Annotated in this window: 17 protein-coding genes; 8 read left to right on the top strand and 9 right to left on the bottom strand. The window is 66.3% G+C overall.

Features of this window, described 5'->3' with window-relative positions; all coding sequences use genetic code 11:
* Positions 1 to 7: 7 nt before the first annotated feature.
* The 4 genes from NCR37_RS18005 to NCR37_RS17990 are packed head-to-tail and all read right to left on the bottom strand — an operon-like array spanning position 8 to position 4,980.
* Entirely contained in the window at positions 8 to 1,345 is a 1,338-nt protein-coding gene (locus NCR37_RS18005; RefSeq protein ID WP_250474198.1) for an LLM class flavin-dependent oxidoreductase, read from the bottom strand.
* Entirely contained in the window at positions 1,342 to 2,535 is a 1,194-nt protein-coding gene (locus NCR37_RS18000) for an LLM class flavin-dependent oxidoreductase (RefSeq protein ID WP_250474197.1), read from the bottom strand. Before NCR37_RS18000 ends, NCR37_RS18005 begins: the two co-directional genes overlap by 4 nt.
* Positions 2,532 to 4,196 carry a rhodanese-like domain-containing protein gene (locus tag NCR37_RS17995; protein ID WP_250474196.1) on the bottom strand — a complete coding sequence of 555 codons (1,665 nt, stop codon included), beginning with the start codon at positions 4,194 to 4,196 and terminating at the stop codon, positions 2,532 to 2,534. Before NCR37_RS17995 ends, NCR37_RS18000 begins: the two co-directional genes overlap by 4 nt.
* A 40-nt stretch (positions 4,197 to 4,236) precedes the next feature.
* The gene (locus NCR37_RS17990; protein ID WP_250474195.1) at positions 4,237 to 4,980 is read right to left on the bottom strand and encodes an SDR family NAD(P)-dependent oxidoreductase; all 744 of its coding nucleotides are present in this window, start codon (positions 4,978 to 4,980) and stop codon (positions 4,237 to 4,239) included.
* Between the two features lie 233 nt (positions 4,981 to 5,213).
* On the opposite strand from NCR37_RS17990, the gene NCR37_RS17985 reads away from it, so the two are divergent.
* The gene (locus tag NCR37_RS17985) at positions 5,214 to 6,581 is read left to right on the top strand and encodes an LLM class flavin-dependent oxidoreductase (RefSeq protein WP_250474194.1); all 1,368 of its coding nucleotides are present in this window, start codon (positions 5,214 to 5,216) and stop codon (positions 6,579 to 6,581) included.
* A 60-nt stretch (positions 6,582 to 6,641) separates the two neighbouring features.
* Here the strand turns inward: NCR37_RS17985 and NCR37_RS17980 are convergent, their stop codons facing one another.
* The 4 genes from NCR37_RS17980 to NCR37_RS17965 are packed head-to-tail and all read right to left on the bottom strand — an operon-like array spanning position 6,642 to position 10,666.
* On the bottom strand, positions 6,642 to 8,249 hold the full coding sequence (locus NCR37_RS17980) for a rhodanese homology domain-containing protein (RefSeq protein WP_250474193.1): 1,608 nt from the start codon (positions 8,247 to 8,249) through the stop codon (positions 6,642 to 6,644).
* Positions 8,250 to 8,273: 24 nt separating this feature from the next.
* A complete protein-coding gene (locus NCR37_RS17975; RefSeq protein WP_250474192.1) occupies positions 8,274 to 9,104 on the bottom strand; it encodes an amino acid ABC transporter permease in 831 nt (276 codons plus the stop codon).
* Positions 9,094 to 9,837 (bottom strand): amino acid ABC transporter permease, encoded by a 744-nt coding sequence (locus NCR37_RS17970; RefSeq protein ID WP_250474191.1) that lies wholly within the window; start codon positions 9,835 to 9,837, stop codon positions 9,094 to 9,096. The genes NCR37_RS17975 and NCR37_RS17970 overlap by 11 nt, the downstream gene beginning before the upstream one ends.
* A gap of 1 nt (position 9,838) precedes the next feature.
* Complete coding sequence (locus NCR37_RS17965) at positions 9,839 to 10,666, bottom strand: transporter substrate-binding domain-containing protein (protein WP_502800547.1); 828 nt, start codon at positions 10,664 to 10,666, stop codon at positions 9,839 to 9,841.
* 227 nt (positions 10,667 to 10,893) lie between these two features.
* Here NCR37_RS17965 and NCR37_RS17960 point away from each other — a divergent pair, with 227 nt between their 5' ends.
* The 7 genes from NCR37_RS17960 to NCR37_RS17930 all read left to right on the top strand — a co-directional run bounded on the left by NCR37_RS17960 (position 10,894) and on the right by NCR37_RS17930 (position 18,798).
* On the top strand, positions 10,894 to 12,141 hold the full coding sequence (locus NCR37_RS17960) for an aminotransferase class I/II-fold pyridoxal phosphate-dependent enzyme (RefSeq protein WP_250474189.1): 1,248 nt from the start codon (positions 10,894 to 10,896) through the stop codon (positions 12,139 to 12,141).
* Positions 12,138 to 12,971 (top strand): amino acid ABC transporter ATP-binding protein, encoded by an 834-nt coding sequence (locus NCR37_RS17955; RefSeq protein ID WP_250474188.1) that lies wholly within the window; start codon positions 12,138 to 12,140, stop codon positions 12,969 to 12,971. The genes NCR37_RS17960 and NCR37_RS17955 overlap by 4 nt, the downstream gene beginning before the upstream one ends.
* Positions 12,972 to 12,987: 16 nt before the next feature.
* Positions 12,988 to 13,602, top strand: a complete 615-nt coding sequence (locus NCR37_RS17950) for a cysteine dioxygenase family protein (protein ID WP_502800546.1) — start codon at positions 12,988 to 12,990, stop codon at positions 13,600 to 13,602.
* Entirely contained in the window at positions 13,602 to 14,792 is a 1,191-nt protein-coding gene (gene metC, locus NCR37_RS17945) for a cystathionine beta-lyase (RefSeq protein WP_250474186.1), read from the top strand. The genes NCR37_RS17950 and metC overlap by 1 nt, the downstream gene beginning before the upstream one ends.
* 71 nt (positions 14,793 to 14,863) lie before the next feature.
* Positions 14,864 to 15,733, top strand: a complete 870-nt coding sequence (locus NCR37_RS17940) for a transporter substrate-binding domain-containing protein (RefSeq protein ID WP_502800545.1) — start codon at positions 14,864 to 14,866, stop codon at positions 15,731 to 15,733.
* A gap of 3 nt (positions 15,734 to 15,736) precedes the next feature.
* Positions 15,737 to 17,191, top strand: a complete 1,455-nt coding sequence (locus tag NCR37_RS17935; RefSeq protein WP_250474185.1) for a flavin-containing monooxygenase — start codon at positions 15,737 to 15,739, stop codon at positions 17,189 to 17,191.
* Positions 17,188 to 18,798, top strand: a complete 1,611-nt coding sequence (locus tag NCR37_RS17930; RefSeq protein WP_250474184.1) for a rhodanese-like domain-containing protein — start codon at positions 17,188 to 17,190, stop codon at positions 18,796 to 18,798. The genes NCR37_RS17935 and NCR37_RS17930 overlap by 4 nt, the downstream gene beginning before the upstream one ends.
* 331 nt (positions 18,799 to 19,129) lie before the next feature.
* On the opposite strand, the gene NCR37_RS17925 is transcribed toward NCR37_RS17930, so the two are convergent.
* Positions 19,130 to 20,107 (bottom strand): aldo/keto reductase, encoded by a 978-nt coding sequence (locus tag NCR37_RS17925; RefSeq protein ID WP_250474183.1) that lies wholly within the window; start codon positions 20,105 to 20,107, stop codon positions 19,130 to 19,132.
* Positions 20,108 to 20,179 lie beyond the last annotated feature (72 nt).

The following is a 20,179-nucleotide window of genomic DNA, read 5'->3' as shown; positions in this document are numbered from 1 at the left end:
GCGATGTTCACGCGGCATGCGCCGACGACGCATACTGGCTGGCCGGTCGCCGCAGGCCGAGATGATCGCGCAGCGTCGTGCCCTCGTAGTCGCGGCGAAAAATGCCCTTGCGCTGCAAGATCGGCACGACGTGATCGACGAAAGCGGCGAGGCCCGAAGGAAACACGTCGGCGTTGAGATTGAAGCCGTCCGCTGCGCGCGCCTGGAACCATTGTTCGATATCGTCGGCGATCTGTTCGGGCGTGCCGACGATCATCCGGTGCGCGCCGGGATTACGGTCGAGCAGATCGCGCACGGTGAGGTTCTCGCTCTTCGCGAGCGCGACCGTCGAATCGATGAAACCGCGCGGCAGGTCCGAACGCGCGACCTTGCCGATGAGATCGTAGGGCAAGGGCGCATCGATCGACAGATCGTCGGGCGCGAGGCCGAGCGCGCCTGCAAGCCGCGCGATCTCACGATCGGTATCGAGCAGTGCATCCAGTTCGGCCTTGCGTTCACGCGCCTCCCTTTCCGTTCCGCCGACGACCGGATACAGCCCCGGCAGCAGCAGGAAATGATCGGGATTGCGGCCATGCGCGCGCACGCGCTCTTTCATCTCCGCGTAGAAAGCCTGCGCGGTCGGAAGCGTGGTCTGCGCGGTGAAGACGGCGTCGGCGAAGCGCGCGGCAAGCGCGCGTCCGCCCTCCGACGAGCCCGCCTGCACGAGCACGGGCCGCCCTTGCGGGCTGCGCGGCACGGACAGCGGCCCGCGCACCGAAAAGTACTTGCCGCGATGCTCGATCGCATGCACGCGCGACGGATCCGCATAGCGGCCCGACGCGCGGTCGGCGACGAAGGCATCGTCCTCCCAGCTGTCCCACAGCTTCGTCACGACTTCCACGAACTCCTGTGCGCGCGCATAGCGCTCTTCGGTCGAGAGCGGAACCTCGTGGCTGAAGTTCGCGGCGGCGTGCGTGTCGTAAGTCGTCACCGCATTGAACGCGATGCGCCCGCCGCTCAAATGATCGACCGATGCGAAGCGGCGCGCGAGATTGAACGGATCGTTGAACGTGGTCGATGCCGTCGCGATCAGGCCGACGTGCTGCGTCGCGCCCGCGAGCGCGGTCAGCAGCACGGTGGGTTCCAGCGCCTGCGACGGACCTTCGGCGTGATTGCGCAGCGACAGGGTATCGGAGAGAAACACCGCATCGAGCTTGCCGCGCTCGGCCGTCGCGGCGATCGCCTTGAAGAAGCCCAGATCGACGATCGAACGTGGATTGTCGAGCGTGCGCCAGCCCGCCGGATGCCGCCCGGTGCCGGTGACGTTCGTGTTCAGATGAAGTTGCCGCGGCCCCGTGGTGGTCATGTCGTCGTATGAAGAGAGTCGGATCCGGCCAAGTCGCGGCGCAGTCCTGCTTCGACGAGCAAGGGCAGCACCGCTTCACCGAAATACGCGAGGTCGGGTTCGAAGTCGAAAAAGGTCAATTGCACGCCGTCGCAGCCGGCGCGTTTGAGCGCGACCAGCTTGTCGACGATCTGCTCGGGCGAACCGATCAGATGCAGATTGCCGCCGAGGATGCGCTGCTCGCGCTTGTGGTTCGCCCACGCTTTCGCGTCGCTGCGGCTGCCTTGCCCGACGAAGCCGTCGAGCGCGCCTTCATCGGCGTGCGCGACGATGGCGTCGCGGTACGCCCACGCCTCGCGCTCGGTCGGACGGCACACGATCGTCGGGTTAATCAGCGTGCGTACGCGCCGTTCGACGCGCGCCGCGCCTTCGCGAATCTTCGCGGTATGCGCGGGCAAGGCGCCGATGGCATCGTCGAAATCGGCGCCCGCCGGACTCGTAATGAACACGAGGTCTGAATGACGCACCGCATAGTCGATGCCGGCATCCGAGCCCGTCGCATTCACGAGCACCGGACGGCGAAAGCGCGGCCGCGGGCTGACGAAGGCATCGTCGAGTTGCCAGCGCGGCGTGCGGATCGTCAGATTTGCGTCGCTGCGCCATAGCGTGTCGAGCACGGCGACGAATTCCGCCGCGCGCGCATAGCGCTCGTCGTGCTCGATCATCGGCTGGCCGAACATCGCCCATTCGGTCGAGACGTGGCCGGTCACGAGATTGATGCCCCAGCGCCCGTTCGAGATGTGATCGAGCGTCGCGCCGAACTTCGCGAGATGCAGCGGATGCCACGGCCCGTAGAGCGCATGCACTGTCGAGATCAGCATGATGCGCTCGGTCATCGCGGCGAGAGCACTCGTCGCGATGAATGCATCGAGCGACTGCTCGCGATACTTCATCTGGCCGCCGTGCCCGTTTTTGCCGAGCCATTGCGCGAGCCCAAAGACGAGATCGAAGCCGAGCGCTTCCGCCTGCTTCGTCAAGCGCGCGTTATAGTCGAAACGCCAGTCGGTGCTGCGCGGCAGCGTTGAAATGGACCAGCCGCCGTTCTGGATCGGCAGGAAGAGGCCGAGGATCAGCGGCTGCCGGAACGCCGCGTGCAGCGGGCTGCCTTCGATGTCAGCCGGGCCCGATGCGCCGTCGAACGCCGGGTTCATGCCGCACGCCCCGCGATGTCGGCGAGCCGGTCGCGGCTGCGGCGCGCGGTGGACGTTCCGAAATCGACCACGTCGATGGACGCGATCGCATCGCGATCTACCTGTTCGACCAGTTGCAGTTCCCACGCGAGATAGGCGTTCATCTGCGCGGCGACCTGGTCCGCCTGTGCGTGATACGGGCTGTACCACGCATCGTCGTCGCCGGTCAGGTTGTGGGCGTCGCCCGCGTCCTGCGGCAGCCCGAGCGCAAGCCAGCGTCGCGTGCCGCCGATGAGCGCGGACACGTCGCTGCGCGTCTGCGCGATTTCCGCCGCGACGATCCCCGCGAGCACGCCGTCTTCGGACGTGAGCACGATGGGCGTGTCGCGCGGCAGATCGTGCAGGTGCGCGGGCACCGCGCTCGCCGCGACGAAACGGGCGCCCTTCACATGGGCGCGGCGGAACGCGAGGCTGCTGTCGATGTCGATGGTCTGGACCGCGTCGGCTTCGATTTCGCGCAACAACGCATCGGCTTCTATCCAGCGTGTTCGCCCTCCGTGCGGACGCACGCGCACGGGCTGCGCACCGGCTTCGACGTGCTCGGCGACGAGCGATGCGCTCGCGGCATCATCGAGCACGCGGACATCGAGATAGCCGAGTTGCTTGAGCCACGACGCCGTCATGCGCGCGCGCACGCCGTCGTCGTCGCGCAGCACCACGCGCGCATGCAGGGTGCCGACGTATTCGTCGGTCGCCTGCACGAGCTGTCCGCCGGGCGCGCTTTGCCAGCCTGCCGGATGACCTGCTTCGTATTCAAGGGGATCGCGCACGTCGAAGCGATACAGCGTGCGTTCGCCACTTTCGCGCTCGAGAGCGGCGAGCGTGTCGCGGTCGATGACCGGCACATGCGCGCGGCGCGCGGCTGCGGCGGCGAGTTCGCGCGCGGTCGCGAGCGCCTGGCCTTCGGGGCGCGGCGCGGTGCGGATCTCGCCGTGTGCGAGTTCGAGGCCTTCGAGCAGCCACGACATCGAGCCGCCCGTGAGCGCGGCGACGGGGTTCGGCACGCCGGCGTTGATCAGCGACTGCGCGCCGAGGATGCTGCGCGTGCGGCCCGCGCAGTTCACGACGATCAGCGTATCTGGCGACGGCACGGCAGCGAGCGCGCGATAGACGAGCTCCGCGCCCGCGCAATCAATGCCGCCCGGAATGCTCATCGTGTTGAATTCGCCGAACGGACGCGAGTCGAGCACGACGAGATCGTCGCCGGCATCCTGGCGGGCCTTCAGCGTCAAGGCGTCGATGTTAGGCGTGCGCAGCGTGTGCTCGATGACTTCGCCGAATGCCTTGCCCGGCACATTGGTGCCCGAGAAAATTTCGAAGCCCTCCTGCGCCCAGCCTTCGACGCCGCCTTCGAGGATCGCGACGTCGGTATAGCCCCAGCGTTCGAGCAAGGCGGCGGCGCGCGGCGTGTACTCGCCGTTCGTATCCACGAGAACGATGGGTGTGCCGCGGCGCGGCACGAGGCGATCGATCAGCAGGCCGAGACGGCCCACCGGCGCAACGGACGAATAAAACAGACGCCTGCGCGCACAGACGCCTTCCTCGCGCACGTCGAGCACGGCGAGTTCCGAGCGTTGGGCGATGAGCGTGCGCAACTGCGAGGCGGAAACGGAACGGGACATGAGAGAGAAGTCCTTGAAAGTGGGAAGCGGAATCGGATGATCAGGCGTAGGGCGGGCCGCCGCCGTCGACGTAGAGACGCGTGCCGGTGACGAAGCGGGCATCGTCGGAGAGCAGATAGGTGACCGCCGCCGCGACGTCGTCGGGCGAGCCCGGGCCGTCGAGCGCGGTGCGACGCGTGGGTTCGGCATCGGCCTGGCCGGTCGTCATCGATGCGAAGCGCGGCGACTCAATCGGACCGGGCGCGACCGCGTTGACGCGCACGCCGTGCGGCCCGTACTTGCGCCCGAGGCCCTGCACGAGCAGGTCGAGCGCGGCGTTGACGCTCGAACCGGGGAAATGATTCGGCGGCGGGGCAATGCCGCCACGGCCCGAGATCGCGACGATCGCGCCTTTGCCCTGCGCGATGAAGCGCGGCAGTGCAGCGCGGATCGGCCGCACAGAGCCGAGCAGCTTCGCATCGATCACGCGTTGCCAGTCGTCGTCGCTCAGGTCGAGGAAGTCGCCGAACGCGCCGACGTTCGTGCTGAGCACGAGACCATCGAGACGCCCGAAGCGCTCGTCTATCTGAGCGAAGGCCTCGCGCACGCGCCGGTCGTCGGCGACGTCCACGGAAAGGGGTACGACGCGAGGCCAATCGACGAACAATGGGGCATCGATGTTGCGCGAGGACGCGACCACGTGCGCGCCTGCGCAAACGAGTCTTCGCACGACGGCCGCGCCGAGCGCGCCGAATGCGCCTGTGACCCAGAAAACCCGGTCGTCGAACTGGTCGTGACTGGACATGGACGGATGCACCCGAGACGGAAGCCTTCCATATTGGTCGCTCATGTCGTCAGGACGAACGGATCATTTCGCGAAAGCTATGCACGACGGACCGCTGAGGTAATCACCATCGGCCTGAATGGTTTCGCAGCGACCGCTCGCTTTGGTTAGCCGATTAACTTGGTTGGCGAGGCGCGGCCTCGCTCCTAGTGTGTAGCGCTTTCCCATGCCGGCCGCGAGAATGAGCGCGCACCATGAACAGACATCTGCATTTCAACGCGTTTCACATGAATGCGCCGGCGCACTCCTGGGCCGGTTTCTGGCGGCATCCGCGCGACCGCTCTACCGAACACAACACGCTCGGCTACTGGGTCGAGCTTGCGCAGACTGCCGAGCGCGGCCTGTTCGACGGCGTGTTTCTGGCCGATGTCTTCGGCATCTACGACGTCTACGGCGGTGGCGTCGACGCGACGCTGTTCTCCGCTGCGCAATCGCCTTCGCACGATCCGCTGCTGACGGTGCCCGCGATGGCGCATGCAACGAAGCACCTGGGCTTCGGCGTGACGGCCAATCTGACCTACGAGCATCCTTATCAGTTCGCGCGGCGTTTCTCGACGCTGGATCATTTGACGGGCGGGCGCGCGGGCTGGAATGTCGTCACCGGATATCTCGAGAGCGCGGCGCGGGGCATGGGGTTAGAGAAGGCGCGCGAGCACGAGGAGCGCTACGCGGCGGGCGAGGACTTCCTCGAAGCCGTCTACAAGTTATGGGAAGGAAGCTGGACGGAGGGCGCGGTCGTGCGTGACAGGCGTGCGGGCAAGCCTTACACGGACCCCTCGAAGATCCGCCGCGTATTGCACGAAGGGCCGTACTTTCGCGTCGATGGTTTCAATCTTGCGGAGCCGTCGCCGCAGCGCACGCCGGTGCTGTATCAGGCCGGCGCGTCGGGACGCGGCAAGGCGTTCGCGGGCAAGCATGCCGAATGCGTGTTTCTCGAAGGTCAGACGCCTGCCATCGTCGCGGCGGCGGCGCGTGATATCCGCAAGCATGCGGTCGATGCCGGCCGCGCTCCCGACGACGTACTGCTCTATCTCGGCGCGACCGTCGTGGTCGCCCCAACGTCCAGGCAAGCGCGGGAACTGCAGGCCGAATACGCGGAATATGTCGATACGCTCGGTCAACTCGTGCTCGTGTCGGGATGGACGGGCATCGACTTGGCGGCGATGGATCTCGACGAACCGATCCGCTATGTGAAGAGCAATGCGCTGCAATCGACCGTGGAGAACCTGACGAAGCGCGCCGGGCGAGCGATCACCCCGCGCGACATGACGCGCTTCGATCAGATCGGCGGGAGGGGGCCGTTCATTGTCGGCGATCCGGGAGAAGTGGCGGACCGACTGGTCGCATGGGCCGATGAAACCGGCGTCGATGGCTTCAATCTTCGCCGCACGGTCATGCCGGAGAGCCTGCATGCGTTCGTCGATCTGGTCGTGCCGGAGTTGCAGAGCCGCGGACGGTATCGCACGGCGTACGCGGACGGCACCTTGCGCGAGAAGCTCTTTGCGGGACGCGGGCCGTATCTGCGCGACACGCATCCGGGAGCGCGGTATCGCGCCGCCTGACAAGCGCCGCCCGCGATGCGATCTTGGGAAAGCCCGGAACCGCCCGGGCGCGCGCTCCTGTCAGACCACGAAAAATCCGTGCGTGCCGTCTCGCTCCAGTTGCGCGACGAGGCCATATTCCCAATCGAGATACGCCTGCATCGCTTCGCGCGCATTCCCGACGCCCTCATACGGCCGGCGATAGCGGTCGATGCGCGGCGACGCGAGCTTCGTCTCGCCGCTTTCGGCCGGCAGACCGGCGCGCGTCCACGCCGCATTGCCTCCGTCGAGCACGGACACGGGCTTGCCGGTCAGCGTGGCGACATCCGCGGCAGCGAAGGCGGCCAGCACGCCCGAGCCGCAGGTCAGCACGTAGCGCCGGGCATCGGGCAGGGCGCGCAAGTCGTCGTAACCGGGCGCGAGATGCGAGCGCAAGATCCAGTGCGCTGCGGGAATATGCGCTTTCACGAAGTTCGCGCTCGGCGCGACGTCGAGCAGCACCACGCCGTTCGACGGATCGTCGAGAAGCGCGGCAAGCGCCTGCGGCGAGATCGTCGGTGAGTGCGCGGGCGGCGGCCGCTGTGGACGATACGCACCGATTTCCGTCAGATCGCCGCGATTCGCGCCATCGACGACATAAGTTTCGATGTTCATTTGCGCGAGCCATGAGGCGGTCATGTTCGCTCGCACGCCGTCGTCGTCGAAGAGCACGACGCGCGCGCCGCGCACCGGCGCGTACATCTCGGTTTCCTGCACGAGCTGCCCGCCGGGCGCGTCGCGAAAGCCCGGCGCATGACCGGATTCGTATTCATCCGGCGTGCGCACGTCGAAGCAATACGTCGTGCGCGATGCTTCGCCCGCCCAGTGCGCCGCTTGGCTGAGCGAGGTGCGGCGCACGCCGGCGCGGGCCGCGAGCGCGAGCGCCGACTGGCGCGATGCTTCGAGCGTAAGCGGATCGCGCCCTGCGTCGGTATCGAAGCGCCGCTCACTACCGTGTTCGAGCGTCTTGCCCGCGAGCGTCCAGCCGATCGTGCCGTTGCGCAAGGCCGCAACGGGGTTGGGCAGCTTCGCATTGACGAGCGATTGCGCACCGATGATGCTGCGCGTTCTGCCCGCGCAATTCACGACGATGCGCGTCGCCGGATCGGGCGCGAGCGCCCGCGCGCGCAGCACCAGCTCCGCGCCGGGCACGCTGATGCCGCCGGGAATGTTCATCGTGCGGTACTCGTCGAAACGGCGCGCGTCGAGCACCACGACGTTCTCGCCGCTCGTGCGCAAGGCGTCGAGCGCGTCGGCCGAAAGCGAAGGCGTGTGCCGCTCTGCTTCGACGAATTCGCCGAACGCCTTGCTCGGCACGTTGACGTCGCGGAAGACTTCTCCGCCTGCGCGAATCCAGCCGTCGAGGCCGCCCGCGAGCAGCGCAACGTCTGTGAAGCCGAGCGCGACGAACTTGTCGAACGCGCGCGCCGCCAGTCCCTCGCCGTTGTCGAGCACCACGATCGGCACGCTGCGGCGCGGCAGGCGCGTCCATGCATCGAGCTCGATGCGGGCAAGCGGGAAATTCGCCGCAAAGAGCGGATGACATTGCGCGTGCGGCTCTTCCTCGCGCACGTCGAGCAATGCGATTTCGCGTTTCGCCAGCAGCGTTTCGCGGACGTCTTCAAAGGTGCGCACCGGATATGAGGTCATTCTGGCGAATTCGGATGGATGACATTACTGGGCGTTCACGCGGCCCTCGAGCCAGCGCGTGAAGCGCGCGATCGGATAGCAATACGCGAAAAAAACGACGAGCGTGGCGACATACGTGAGCACGGTGAAGCTCGAACGCGCGACGGTGCTGCTCGCGATCTGCGCCGTGTCGATCAGATCGTGAATGCCGACGAGCGACGACAGCGCGGTGCCCATCGTAATGATTGCATACACGTTCGTCCACGGCGGCAACATGCGGCGCGCGCATTGCGGCAGCACGATATGCACGAGCACCTGACGGCGCGAGAAGGCGAGCGACTGCGCGGCTTCCCATTGCGTCGTCGGCGTCGAGGCGATCGCGCCGCGAAAAATTTCCGCGATGTTCGCGCTCGCGGGCAGCGCCAGCGCGAGCATCACCTTGAGCCAGTCGGGGAAGGGCAGCGTCTTGCCCAGCACGGTGAACTCGAAGGGGAACACATAGGTCGTGAAGTAGATCAGCACGAGCCAGGGCGCGTTGCGAAATCCCTGGATCAGCCAGCGCGCGATGCGTCCCGCGAACGAGCGCGACAACGCGATCGCGCCGGCCACCACGCCGGCGACCGTGCCGATGGCCACCGCGCCGAGACTGATGACGACGTTCAGCGAGAAACCGTGCGCGAGCGCGGGCGTCCATTCGACGAGCTGCCTGAGCGTGTCGATGCGCGAGCCGGACTCGGGCGCGATCGCCCAGAGCAGCGCGCCGAATGCGAGCACGCCGAGGATCGCGGCCGTGCCGGACGCAAATCCCGAAAGCGGCCGCGTCCGGGCTCGCGTCCGAGCAATCGCGGGGGAAGATGCGAGCGTGTCATGCGCCATAGCCGGGTATCCAGAGACGACGTTCGAGCCAGCGTCCCGCGTGGCTGACGAGCCACGTCAGAACGCCGTAGAACAGAAGGATCAGCACCATGAGCGCGAGCACGTTGTCCCGTTGCGTCCAGATCATGATCGACTGATACGTGATGTCGCCGACCGCGATAGCCGATGCCAGCGCCGACGCTTTCACCAGCTCGACCGCGTTATTGACGAGCGTCGGCAACGCGGTGCGCAGCGCGAGCGGCAGTTCGATGCGCCAGAAGCGGCTCGTCCGGTCGAGCCCGAGCGACGCCGCGCCTTCGATGGTCTGTGCCGGCAGCGCGTCGAACCCCGCGCGCAAGGCCTCCGCGTGAAAGGCGCCCTTGTGCAGCGAAAGCACGAGCACGATCCAGAAGAACGGCTTGAATGGATTGTCCACGTGATGCATCTGGAGCCATTGCGTGATGAGCATGTTCACGACGAGAAACGCGCAGTACAACTGCACGAGCGTCGGCGTGCTGCGCGTCAGTTCGATGAACGCGCGCGCCGCGCTCTCGAGCCACGCACGCCTGCCGCGCACCGCGACGAGTAGCGCAAGCCCGGCGATGGCGCTGCCGATCATCGTCGCGACGATGATCTGGATGCTCACGACGATCCCGTGCAGGAACGGATCGCGCTCGTAGGCGTCGAGCACGAAGCGGAAGTCGAATCCGGCGCGCGCGGCCGACGCGAGAACGGAGTGGATAGTGGCGCTCATCTCACGGTCCTTTCGGCAGATTCGCATGCCATTCGACGAGCGCTGGCGACGGCGGCAGTCCGGCCTTCGCCTCGGACGCGATCAGAAAGCCGCTGCGATGCCAGTCCTCGACGATTCCGTTCAGCTTCGCCGCCGTGTCCTTTTCGCCTTGACGCACCCAGATCACCGACGACGCCGGGATCAGTTCCGGCTGCAACGTCCGGTAGTCGCGCCATTCGGGATCGTGCTGCTGCAGTGGATAGAGCAACGGCGCGGCGTCGTGCACCGCCGCGACGCAACTGCCGCCGCGCAGCGCGAGCAACGACTGCGACGCGCCCGGAAACGCGCGCGGCACCGCGCCATAGCGCTCGACGATCGGACGGATATAGCTGCTGCCTTGCGAAATGCAGACCGGCTTGCCGCGCAAGTCTTCCCAGCGCGTGATGCCGCTAGTGTTCGCAGTGATCGCCGTGCCGCCGACACGGTAATACGGCGTCGGCACGTAGTCGAGCATCTCGGCGCGTTGCGGCGTGTACTCCATGTTGGCGATCAGGATGTCGACCTTGCCTTGCTGCAGGAACTGCACGCGCGTGGACGGCTGCACGGAGACGAGGTTGACCTTCACGCCGAGTTTCTTGCCGATATCGTTGGCGAGATCCACATTGACGCCGCGCGGCTGCTGCGTCTGCGGATCGAGCGAGCCGAACGGACTGCCCGCGATCATCACGCCGACATCGATCTCGTGCCGAGAGGCGATGCGGTCGAGCGTGGCGTCGGCGTGCGCGGAAAAAGAGAGTGAAGCGAGCAACGCGAATCCGCCGAGGCGGCTAGTCAAGGTCGTTGTGATCATGCGCGGCGAATGAAGGATTCGTGGCCTCGCCACGCCATGGCGGGCGAGGGCAGCGCACCACGATAGCGGCAGCGTCGCTCGTCGAAAACGAAGGGAATCTGATAAGTAAATGGCGCGCGGCGTCAGATGACCATCGTCAGACAGGCGGATTGCATTGTCGCAATCGATGGTTAGCGCGTGCGGCAGCGGTCCATAGAATCGCAGGCTGACTTGCACAGGACTCGCCGATGACTCAGCTGATTCTTTCTCGCCGCGCCGAGCGCATCGGACTCGCGCCTAATGCCGCGGCCAAGGCGCGCGCGCAGGCGCTCGCGGCCAGCGGACGTTCGATCGTCGAACTGACCGCCGGCGAACCGGACTTCGACACGCCGGCGTCGATCAAACAGGCGGCGATCGACGCGCTCGCCGCAGGCGACACGAAGTACACGCCGCCTGCCGGCACCGCGGACCTGCGCGCCGCGATCAGGGACAAGCTCGCGCGGGAGAACGGGCTCGACTATCCGGCCGAGCGGATCATCGTCAGTAGCGGCGGCAAGCACGTCATCTACAACGCGTTCGCCGCGACACTGCGCGAAGGCGACGAAGTGATCGTGCCCGCGCCTTTCTGGCAGTCGTTCCCGGCCATGGTGTCCATCAACGACGGCACGCCCTTGATCGTCGCGTCGGGAGCCGAAGAAGGCTACAAGCTCACGCCCGCGCGCCTCGAAGCGGCCATCACGCCGCGCACGCGCTGGCTCATTCTTAATACGCCGTCGAACCCGAGCGGCGCGGTGTACGGCATCGACGAACTCGCCGCTCTCGCCGATGTACTGCGCAGGCATCCGCACGTTTGGGTGCTGCTCGACGAGATCTACGAGCACATCCGCTTCGACGACGGCGCGCGCGATCATTTCCTGCGCATCGCACCGGATCTCGCGGACCGCACGCTGATCGTCAATGGCGCGTCGAAGCCGTATGCGATGACCGGCTGGCGCGTCGGATACGGCGCGGGCCCTGTCGAACTGATTCGCGCGATGACCGTCGTGCAGTCGCAATCGACCTCTTCGCCTTCGTCGATCGGTCAGGCCGCGCTCGCTGCGGCGCTGCGCGGCGACCAGGGGTTCGTCGCTTCCTCGGTGGCGGCGTATCGGGAGCGGCGCGATCTGCTGCTCGATGCCTTCGCGATGATCGAGGGTGTGCGCTGCGTGCCGCCGCAAGGCGCGTTTTTCGCGTTCGTCGATGTGAGCGCGCTGATCGGCGCGATGACGCCCGAGGGCGAGACCATCGCGAGCGACGTCGATCTCGTCGCTCATCTCTTGTATGCGCACGGCCTCGCCGTCGTGGACGGTACGTCCTTCGGCATGCCGGATCACATTCGCCTGTCGATGGTCGCCAATAGCGCAACGCTCGCCGAGGGCGCGGCACGGCTCGCGGTCGCCGTCGCGGGGCTGCGCCGTGTGCCATCGGATGTCGGCCCGCAAAAGGAGGCCGCATGAACCGCATCGCACTCGCTCCTACCTTCGACGAACCGCCCGCGAGCGAACCGCACGCGCAAGACGCGCTGCTTTCGATCCGCGACTTGCATCTGGCCTACGACGGCGTGCCGGTGCTGAACGGCATCGACCTGACTGTGAAGCGCGGGCAGGCGGTGTCGATCATCGGACCGTCGGGCTCGGGCAAATCGACGATCCTGCGCTGCATCAACGGGCTGGTGAGTCCGCAGCGCGGCTCCATTCATGTCGGCGGCATCGACGTGCGCGCGCAGCAGAGCGACGCCGAGCGTATCGCATTGCGCAAGCGCGTGGGCTTCGTGTTCCAGCAATACAACCTGTTTCCGCATTTAAGCGTGCTCGACAACCTGACGATCGCGCCGCGCCGCGTGCTCGGCAAAAGCCGCGCAGAGGCGGAAAGCGACGCGCACGCGCTGCTCGCCAAGGTGCGCCTTTCGGACAAGGCGCACGCGTATCCCGGTGCGCTGTCGGGCGGACAGCAGCAGCGCGTGGCGATCGCGCGCACGCTCGCGATGCGTCCCGACCTGATTCTCTTTGACGAAGTGACGTCGGCGCTCGATCCCGAAACTGTCGGCGAAGTGCTGAACGTGATCGGCGAGCTGGCGGGCGAAGGGCAAACGTGCGTGCTCGTCACACACGAAATGCGCTTTGCCGCCGAGATCAGCGACGAAGTGTTCTTCACCGAGCGCGGTGTCATCGTCGAGCATGGCCCGGCCGTGCAGCTCTTCAACCATCCGCGCCACGAACGCACGCGGCTCTTCCTGCAACGCGCGCGCGGCGAGGACAGAAGCCATCCGCCGCTGCGCGCCGTTTAACTTCATCCAACACGACATGACTACGATGCCCAAAGAACAACGACGCAACGAGGCCGTACAGGCACTGCTCGCGGACGCGCGCCGCATCGTCGAAGAAGACGGGCTGAACCGCGCCGCGCTGTCGCGACTGAGCGAACGACTCGCCGCGCTGGCCGCAAGAACCAACCTGTTCGATGCGGCAGATTTTCCGCCGCCGCAGGCACAGAGCGGCGACACGTCGGTGCGCTATCGACTCAATCCGGGCGAGGACGGCTTCGCGCTCTATCTCAACTCGCTGTTGCCGGGCAAGACGACGATCCCGCATAACCACGACACCTGGGCGGTGATCGTGGCCGTTTCGGGCGATGAGCTCAACCGCGTGTATCGCCGGATCGACGATGGCGCCAATCCGGATCGCGCCGAACTCGAAGTGGATCGTGAAGTCGTCGTGCGGCCCGGCACGCCGATCTCGTTCCTGCCTGACGACATACATAGCATCCACGTACACGGGGCGACGCCCACGCTGCATTTTCATCTTTACGGGCGGCCGCTCGAGACTCTGACGGGGCGGCTCGGTTTCGAGCCGGACACGGGACGCGTCGTGCGCTACAACGCCGCGCATATGCAGCGCGCGACGCAGGCGGTGGGCTGATGCAGGAGCACCGCGATCATCTCCATACCCGCGTGCTCCACGCGGGCGCGCCCGGTTTCGATGACGGCGCCGCGCCCGTCAACGCGCCGCTCGTGCGCACGAGTACGGTGCGGTTCCGCGACGATGCCGCGCGCGCCGATTTGCACCGGCGGCGCGATGCCGGCGAGCCGGTCGCGACTTACGGGCGTCACGGCACCGCGACGCATCGCGCATTGGAAGCGGCGCTCGGCGAGCTAGAAGGCGCGGAGCACGTGCTGCTGGCGCCGTCCGGGCTCGCCGCCATAACGTTGACCTTCATCGCGCTTCTGTCGCCGGGCGATCACGTACTCGTTCAGGACAGCGTCTACGGCCCGGTGCGCGAGCGCATCGAACCGTTGCTGAAACGGCTCGGCGTGTCCTTCACCTATTTCAGCGCAGGCGACGGCTTGCCGATGCGCGAAGTGCGCGCGAACACGCGGCTTGTCTACGCCGAATCGCCGTCGTCGTTCCTGTACGAAGTGATCGATGCACCGGCGCTTGCGGCCTTCGCGCGGCAACACGGCGCGCTGCTCGCGGCCGACAACACTTGGGGCGCGGGCGTGCTGTATCGGCCGCTCGAACTCGGCGCGGACATTTCGATCCAGGCGGTCACGAAGTATGTCGGCGGTCATTCGGATCTGATGCAGGGCGCGGTGGCGGTCAGGGACCGGGATGTGGCCCGGCGTCTTCGCGACACGCACGAAGCGCTCGGCCTGTCCGTCGGCGCGGACGATGCGTGGCTCGCGTTACGCGGCGTGCGCACGCTGGCCGTGCGGCTCGCGCAGCATCAGCAGCATGCCCTCGATGTCGCGCGCTTTCTCGCCGATGCCACGGATTTCGTCGCGCGCGTGTTCTATCCGGCGCTGCCGGGCGACCCGGGACACGCGCTCTGGCAACGCGACTTTCATGGCGCGAACGGGCTCGTGTCGTTCGCCTTGCGCAATGCGTCTCACGCCGATGCCGTCGCGTTCGTCGATGCGCTGCGGCTGTTCGGCATCGGCGCGTCGTGGGGCGGCTACGAAAGCCTCGCGCTCATCGCGCCTGCCTCGCGGCTCGCCACGCATAGCTGCTGGCGCGGCGGCGCGCCGGTCGTGCGGCTGCACGTCGGACTCGAAGACCCGCGCGACCTCATCGACGATCTCGCTCAGGCTTTCCGCCGCATCGCGGGCTGAATCCTGTGCTCAACAGGGCGTGCCGCTCGCGGCGAACGGCCGCCCGCTCCCTCGACTGGATGATGATTGGAATGATGCATCGCTCAAGCACTTGCGCGCGTGTTGCCGCGCTTTCTATCGTTGGGCTCGCCGCCGTATCGCAGCTCGCGCACGCGGACGCCACGCTCGATCGCATCAAGTCGCGCGGCGTGCTCGTCGTCGGCGTGATGCTCGACGGCACTTACGGCTCGCTCGATCCCGCGACGCGTCAGCCGGTCGGCTACAACGTCGAGCTCGGCCAGAGCCTCGCGCAGCATCTCGGCGTGAAGTTCGAGGCCGTCGAAGTGACGCCGCCGAACCGCGTGCAGTTTCTCCAGCAAGGCAAGGTCGATGCACTCATAGCCAGCATGCAGTACACGAAGGAGCGCGACGAAATCCTGAGCTACGTGCCGACACCATTCGAGGAGATCGGCGGCTCGGCGATGGTGCGCAAGGGGGCGGGCATTCACGACTGGGCGGATCTGCGCGGCAAGCCGGTGTGCGTCTCGCAAGGCAGCAACTACACGAAGCCGCTGATCGAGCAATACGGCGCGCAGATCAAGGCGTTCAAGGGCATGCCTGAGGCGCTGCTCGCGCTGCGTGGCGGCGCGTGCGTGGCGTCGGTGCACGTCGCGCCGGGCATCCAGGCGCGGTTGCTGAGCCAATCGAACGAATGGAAAGACTATGAATCGCCGATCAGGACGCAGCTGATTCCTTCGCCGTCGGTCGTGTGGGTGCGCAAGGGGCAGAGCGATACGGTCGCGGCCTTCGACGTGATTGTGAAGGACTGGCATCGGACGGGCTTTCTGATCGATGAAGGCAACAAGTGGCATATGCCGCCGTCGCCGCAACTGCTCGCGTGGCATCGGCAGTTTCCGGGACAGCAAGGCGCCGTCGCGCAGGACGCGACGAGCAAGGACTGAGACATGGACGAATTCTTCGATGTGGACGGCGAAGCGCGCCGCGCGCTCGATCTGCTCGGGCCCGCACCGGATGACTGGGTGCCGGCGCGCGCGGGCATCGATCACAATGTGCTGATCGTCGGCGGCGGACAGACCGGCTGCGCGTTCGCCTTCGCGCTCCGACGCGCAGGCATCGGGCGCGTGAGCGTCATCGACGCCGCGGCGGACGCGGCCGGGGCAGGGGTCTGGCTCAATCGCGCGCGGATGAAGTGGTTGCGCACGCCAAAAACGCTCGTCGGACCGGAACTGGACGTCTCGGGGCTGGGCTTTCGCGCGTGGTACGAAGCGCGCTACGGCCGCGATGCGTACAACTCCATCGAACGCGCGCCGCGCAAGGAATGGGCGGCGTATCTCGCGTGGTATCGGGCGTTTCTCGACATACCGGTGCGCTATGGCGTGCGTCTCGTGCGGATCGAGCCGGCGGGCGACCATTTCCGGCTGCATCTCGAATCCGGCGGCGAAGCGCGCGTCGAAACCGCGCGCAAGATCGTGCTGTGCAACGGCGTTGCGGGCAACGGACACGCTTTCGTGCCGGAGGTCTTCGCGCATCTGCCGGCCGCGCGCTTCGCGCATACGTCACAAGCGATCGACTTCGGCGCGTTGCGCGGCAAGTCGGTCGCGGTGATCGGCGCGGCGGCGTCCGCCTTCGATGCCGCCGCCACCGCGCTCGAGGCGGGCGCAGCCGATGTGCATCTGTTTGCGCGCCGCGATGTGCTCGCCGCGAAGCCGGTCTCGCGCACGCGTGGCTATCCGGGTGCCTACGACAATTATCTGAGCCTGCCCGATGCGCTGCGCTGGTCCCAGGCGCGGCGCTTTCGCCGCGAAGGGTCCACCGCGCCGCGCGATTCGATCGAGCGCGTGACGCGCTTTGCGAACTTCCATCTTCATTTGGGCGCGATTGTCGGTGCGGCGACGGTTATCGGCAACCGACTCGGGCTGCGCGTGGGCGACGAGGACTTCTCGTTCGATTTCGCGATCGCCGGCACCGGATATGTCATCGATCTGTTCTCGCGGCCCGAGCTTGCGGAGCTCGCGCCGCACGTGCGCCTGTGGCGCGATCAGTACACACCGCCTCCCTCCGAGTCGGATGCGGGCCTCGGTGCGCATCCCTATCTCGGCGAAGCGCTCGAGTACCTCGAGAAGACGCCGGGGGCCGCGCCGTGGCTGCGCGACATCCACGTCTATAACCCCGCAGGTTTCGTGAGCGCGGGCGTACCGGTTGGCGATGTGCCGAGCATGAGGCGCGACATTCCCGCAGTCGTGCGGCGCATCAGCCGCGACCTCTTTCACGCCGATCTCGACACGCACGCCGCGCGCCTCGACGCCGATGTTCCCGCCGATTTCGACGCGACGCTCTACGCCGCCCATCTGCGCAACCCGCAGGAACACGATCAACCTCTTTCCCAAGACATTTCATGACCGCTTCGACCCACGACATCAAAAACATTCAGTCCGGCGTGCTTCTCGACTGGCTCAGCGACGAACGGGAAATCGCGCTCGTCGATGTTCGCGAGGAGGGGGAGTTCGGCTGGGGGCATCCGCTGCACGCGATCAACGTGCCGTATAGCACGCTGGAACGCGACATCGCGACGCCGGTGCCGAGGCTTGCGACGCGCATCGTGCTGGTCGACGACGGCGAGCATCGCGTAGCGGCGCGCGCAGCACGCCGCCTTGCCGCGCTGGGTTACAGCGACGTCGCGGTGCTCGAAGGCGGCGTCATCGCGTGGAGAGAAGCGGGGCAGACGCTCTTCGAAGGTGTCAACGTGCCGAGCAAGGCTTTCGCCGAATTCGTCGAGCTCGCGTGTTACACGCCGCAACTCGACCCGCACGAGCTGAACGCGCGGCGCGCGGAGGAGCCGGGTCTCGTCGTGCTCGATTGCCGCACCGCCGAGGAGTTCGAGCGCTTCCATGTGCCCGGTGCGGTCAGTGCGCCGGGTGCCGAATTGCTGCATCTTGTCGATGCGTATCTCGACGACCCTGCGCGCACCATCGTCGTGTCGTGCGCGGGACGCACGCGCGGCATCATCGGCGCTCAGGCGCTGATCAATGCGGGCGTGCGCAATCCGGTGTTCGCGCTGCGTGGCGGAACGCAGGCGTGGCGGCGCGCCGGCTTCGAGCTTGCCTCGGGCGCCGTCCCCGCCGCGCATGCGAACGCCGCGCCGGGCGAAGCCGCGCAGGCCCGCGCCGATCTTCTCGCCGCGCGTTTCGACGTGCGTTGGATCGACCATGCGCAACTTCGCGAGTGGCAAGCCGATGCGGCGCGCACGACCTATCTTTTCGATGTACGCACAGCCCGTGAATTCGACGCGGGCCATCTCGCCGGATCGGTCCATGCGCCGGGAGGACAGCTCGTGCAGACTACCGACCGGTGGATCGGCACGCGCCGCGCACGCGCGGTACTCGTCGACGAGCATCGGTCGCGCGCCATCGGCACGGCGCATTGGCTCGCGCAACTGGGCATCGACGTGTACGTGCTGCGCGATCCCTTCGCCGGCGTCACGCTCGTGCGCGAAGGGCGCCCTTCCGCCTTCGAGCCAACGCAGCGCGTGCAAGACTGGATCGATCCTCATGCGGCCGCGCAACGGCTGCGCGATGGTACGGCAGGCCTTGTTGCCGGATCGAGCGCCGGGTACCGGAAGGCGCATCCGGTGGGCACGGAGTGGATCAACCGTGCGCGCCTCGATGCGGTCATCGACAGGTTGCGTGAGCGACAATCCGCCGTCGTATTCGGCGATGACGACACGGTCGCGGCGCTCGTCGCGGCGGATTTGCGCGAGCGTCTGCCGGATACGCGCGTCGAATGCGTGCGCGGGGGCGTCGCGGCGTGGCGTGCGGCTGAGTTGCCGGTGGATTCGACGCCGCAGTATCCCGCCGACGATGCGCGCATCGACTATTTGTTCTGGGCGCACGATCGTCACGACGGTAACGTCGCGGCGATCACACAGTATTTGCAATGGGAGGAGCAGTTGCCTGCGCAGATCGGCGACCCGGCGCTGGCGGGTTATCGACTCGGCGCGGCGCGTTGAGCGAGGGCATGGCGCGGCGCGTCACGGCCGTCGTCGTTCGCACGATCCGATCTCATCCTGCCAATACGAATAAGCAGGATGAAATCAGAACAAGAGTTCCCAGCAACGGCTTGGCCTTGGGCGCGGCTGCTATTCGGTGAAAGCAGGCTGATGCATGCCGGCGGTGAAACCACATTCCTGCGGCGGCTCGACCGGTCTGCTGGACGGGTTGACCGACGCGGCGATAAGTAGTCGAATCGAAATCCATTTGCAGTGCAAAGCCGGCGCAGTGCTGCGTGAAGCACGCTGCCCGTATGTTCAATGGGTGTTGATGGCTTGCACCGATATTCACTCAATCGAACTGTTCCCAATCCTTCGTCTCGACCAGAAATGCGTCCAATTCCTTCCAGAACTGATCGGACAGGCTTTCAGAGAGACGCGCGACAGACTCATAGAATTCGTCTGCGGTCTTCGCACCGAAAACGATCGTGCCTATTGCCGGATGCCGCAGCGGAAAGAGCAGGGCGGCAGTAGCCAGCGACACGTCATGGCGCCGGCAAATGCGTTCGAGTCCTGCCGTTTGCAACAGGACTTGCGGTGTCGCGGGCCGCATGTTGTAGAAGGCGTCGGGACGGGAACCGGTCGCGAGAATGCCCGAGTTGAATGGCGACGCTGCAATCCAGACTATGCCTTTCTCGATGCAATGCTCCAGCAAGGCGGTGCTGCGCGTCCGAAGCAACGAGTACTCTCCTGCGGGCATGACGACATCGACGTCCGCCAGCTCAGCGAAGTCCAAACAAGCCTGCCAGTTCATGCTGGCGACACCTATCGCCCCGACCACTTTTTCATCCTTGAGTCGCTGCAACGCTGGAAACGCACCTTCGACGGCTGTCTTAAGTTCCTCGCGATATGCCGTCCCGGCAAAGCCAGGATCGAGATCGTGGATAAACACCGCATCGAGACGATCGACCTTGAGTCGCGACAGACTGCGCTCTACCGAGCGCAGCGTCGTGTCGTAGCTGTAGTCCAGATAGAAGTCGCTACCGCCTGGCAAAGAGCTTGCGCCAGGCTGGCTCAAGTACCTGCCGAGCTTGGTCGACACATACAACTCGTCGCGCGGATACGCTGCCAGCGCTGCGCCAAGCCGTTGCTCGCTCTCACCGCCGAGATAAGCGGCCGAGGTATCGAAGTATCGAACGCCGTTCGCCCATGCGGCGTGAATCATGTCGAAGAAGGCCTGTTCGCCCGCGGCGTTCGCGAGGCTGCCGGCTCCGACTCCTACCCGAGGAAACTTGACAGTTCCTTTCGGCGCTGAAATTCGCGCGTTCATTAAGTTCGGTATCCTTTGTAAAAAGTCCAGAGAGTCGCATGGATCTGCGGCTGCTAGAAAGGCGGCAGGCGC

It is taken from the genome of Caballeronia sp. GAFFF1 (assembly GCF_023630705.1).
Classification (GTDB): domain Bacteria; phylum Pseudomonadota; class Gammaproteobacteria; order Burkholderiales; family Burkholderiaceae; genus Caballeronia.
Note: the sequence above shows the minus strand (reverse complement) of the source record. Positions and strands in the feature narration are given on the sequence as shown.

Coding starts and splice junctions, on each gene's coding strand:
- NCR37_RS18005 (WP_250474198.1), bottom strand. CDS start 1,345: ATGACCACCACGGGGCCGCGGCAACTTCATCTGAACACGAACGTCACC.
- NCR37_RS18000 (WP_250474197.1), bottom strand. CDS start 2,535: ATGAACCCGGCGTTCGACGGCGCATCGGGCCCGGCTGACATCGAAGGC.
- NCR37_RS17995 (WP_250474196.1), bottom strand. CDS start 4,196: ATGTCCCGTTCCGTTTCCGCCTCGCAGTTGCGCACGCTCATCGCCCAA.
- NCR37_RS17990 (WP_250474195.1), bottom strand. CDS start 4,980: ATGTCCAGTCACGACCAGTTCGACGACCGGGTTTTCTGGGTCACAGGC.
- NCR37_RS17985 (WP_250474194.1), top strand. CDS start 5,214: ATGAACAGACATCTGCATTTCAACGCGTTTCACATGAATGCGCCGGCG.
- NCR37_RS17980 (WP_250474193.1), bottom strand. CDS start 8,249: ATGACCTCATATCCGGTGCGCACCTTTGAAGACGTCCGCGAAACGCTG.
- NCR37_RS17975 (WP_250474192.1), bottom strand. CDS start 9,104: ATGGCGCATGACACGCTCGCATCTTCCCCCGCGATTGCTCGGACGCGA.
- NCR37_RS17970 (WP_250474191.1), bottom strand. CDS start 9,837: ATGAGCGCCACTATCCACTCCGTTCTCGCGTCGGCCGCGCGCGCCGGA.
- NCR37_RS17965 (WP_502800547.1), bottom strand. CDS start 10,666: ATGATCACAACGACCTTGACTAGCCGCCTCGGCGGATTCGCGTTGCTC.
- NCR37_RS17960 (WP_250474189.1), top strand. CDS start 10,894: ATGACTCAGCTGATTCTTTCTCGCCGCGCCGAGCGCATCGGACTCGCG.
- NCR37_RS17955 (WP_250474188.1), top strand. CDS start 12,138: ATGAACCGCATCGCACTCGCTCCTACCTTCGACGAACCGCCCGCGAGC.
- NCR37_RS17950 (WP_502800546.1), top strand. CDS start 12,988: ATGACTACGATGCCCAAAGAACAACGACGCAACGAGGCCGTACAGGCA.
- metC (WP_250474186.1), top strand. CDS start 13,602: ATGCAGGAGCACCGCGATCATCTCCATACCCGCGTGCTCCACGCGGGC.
- NCR37_RS17940 (WP_502800545.1), top strand. CDS start 14,864: ATGATGCATCGCTCAAGCACTTGCGCGCGTGTTGCCGCGCTTTCTATC.
- NCR37_RS17935 (WP_250474185.1), top strand. CDS start 15,737: ATGGACGAATTCTTCGATGTGGACGGCGAAGCGCGCCGCGCGCTCGAT.
- NCR37_RS17930 (WP_250474184.1), top strand. CDS start 17,188: ATGACCGCTTCGACCCACGACATCAAAAACATTCAGTCCGGCGTGCTT.
- NCR37_RS17925 (WP_250474183.1), bottom strand. CDS start 20,107: ATGAACGCGCGAATTTCAGCGCCGAAAGGAACTGTCAAGTTTCCTCGG.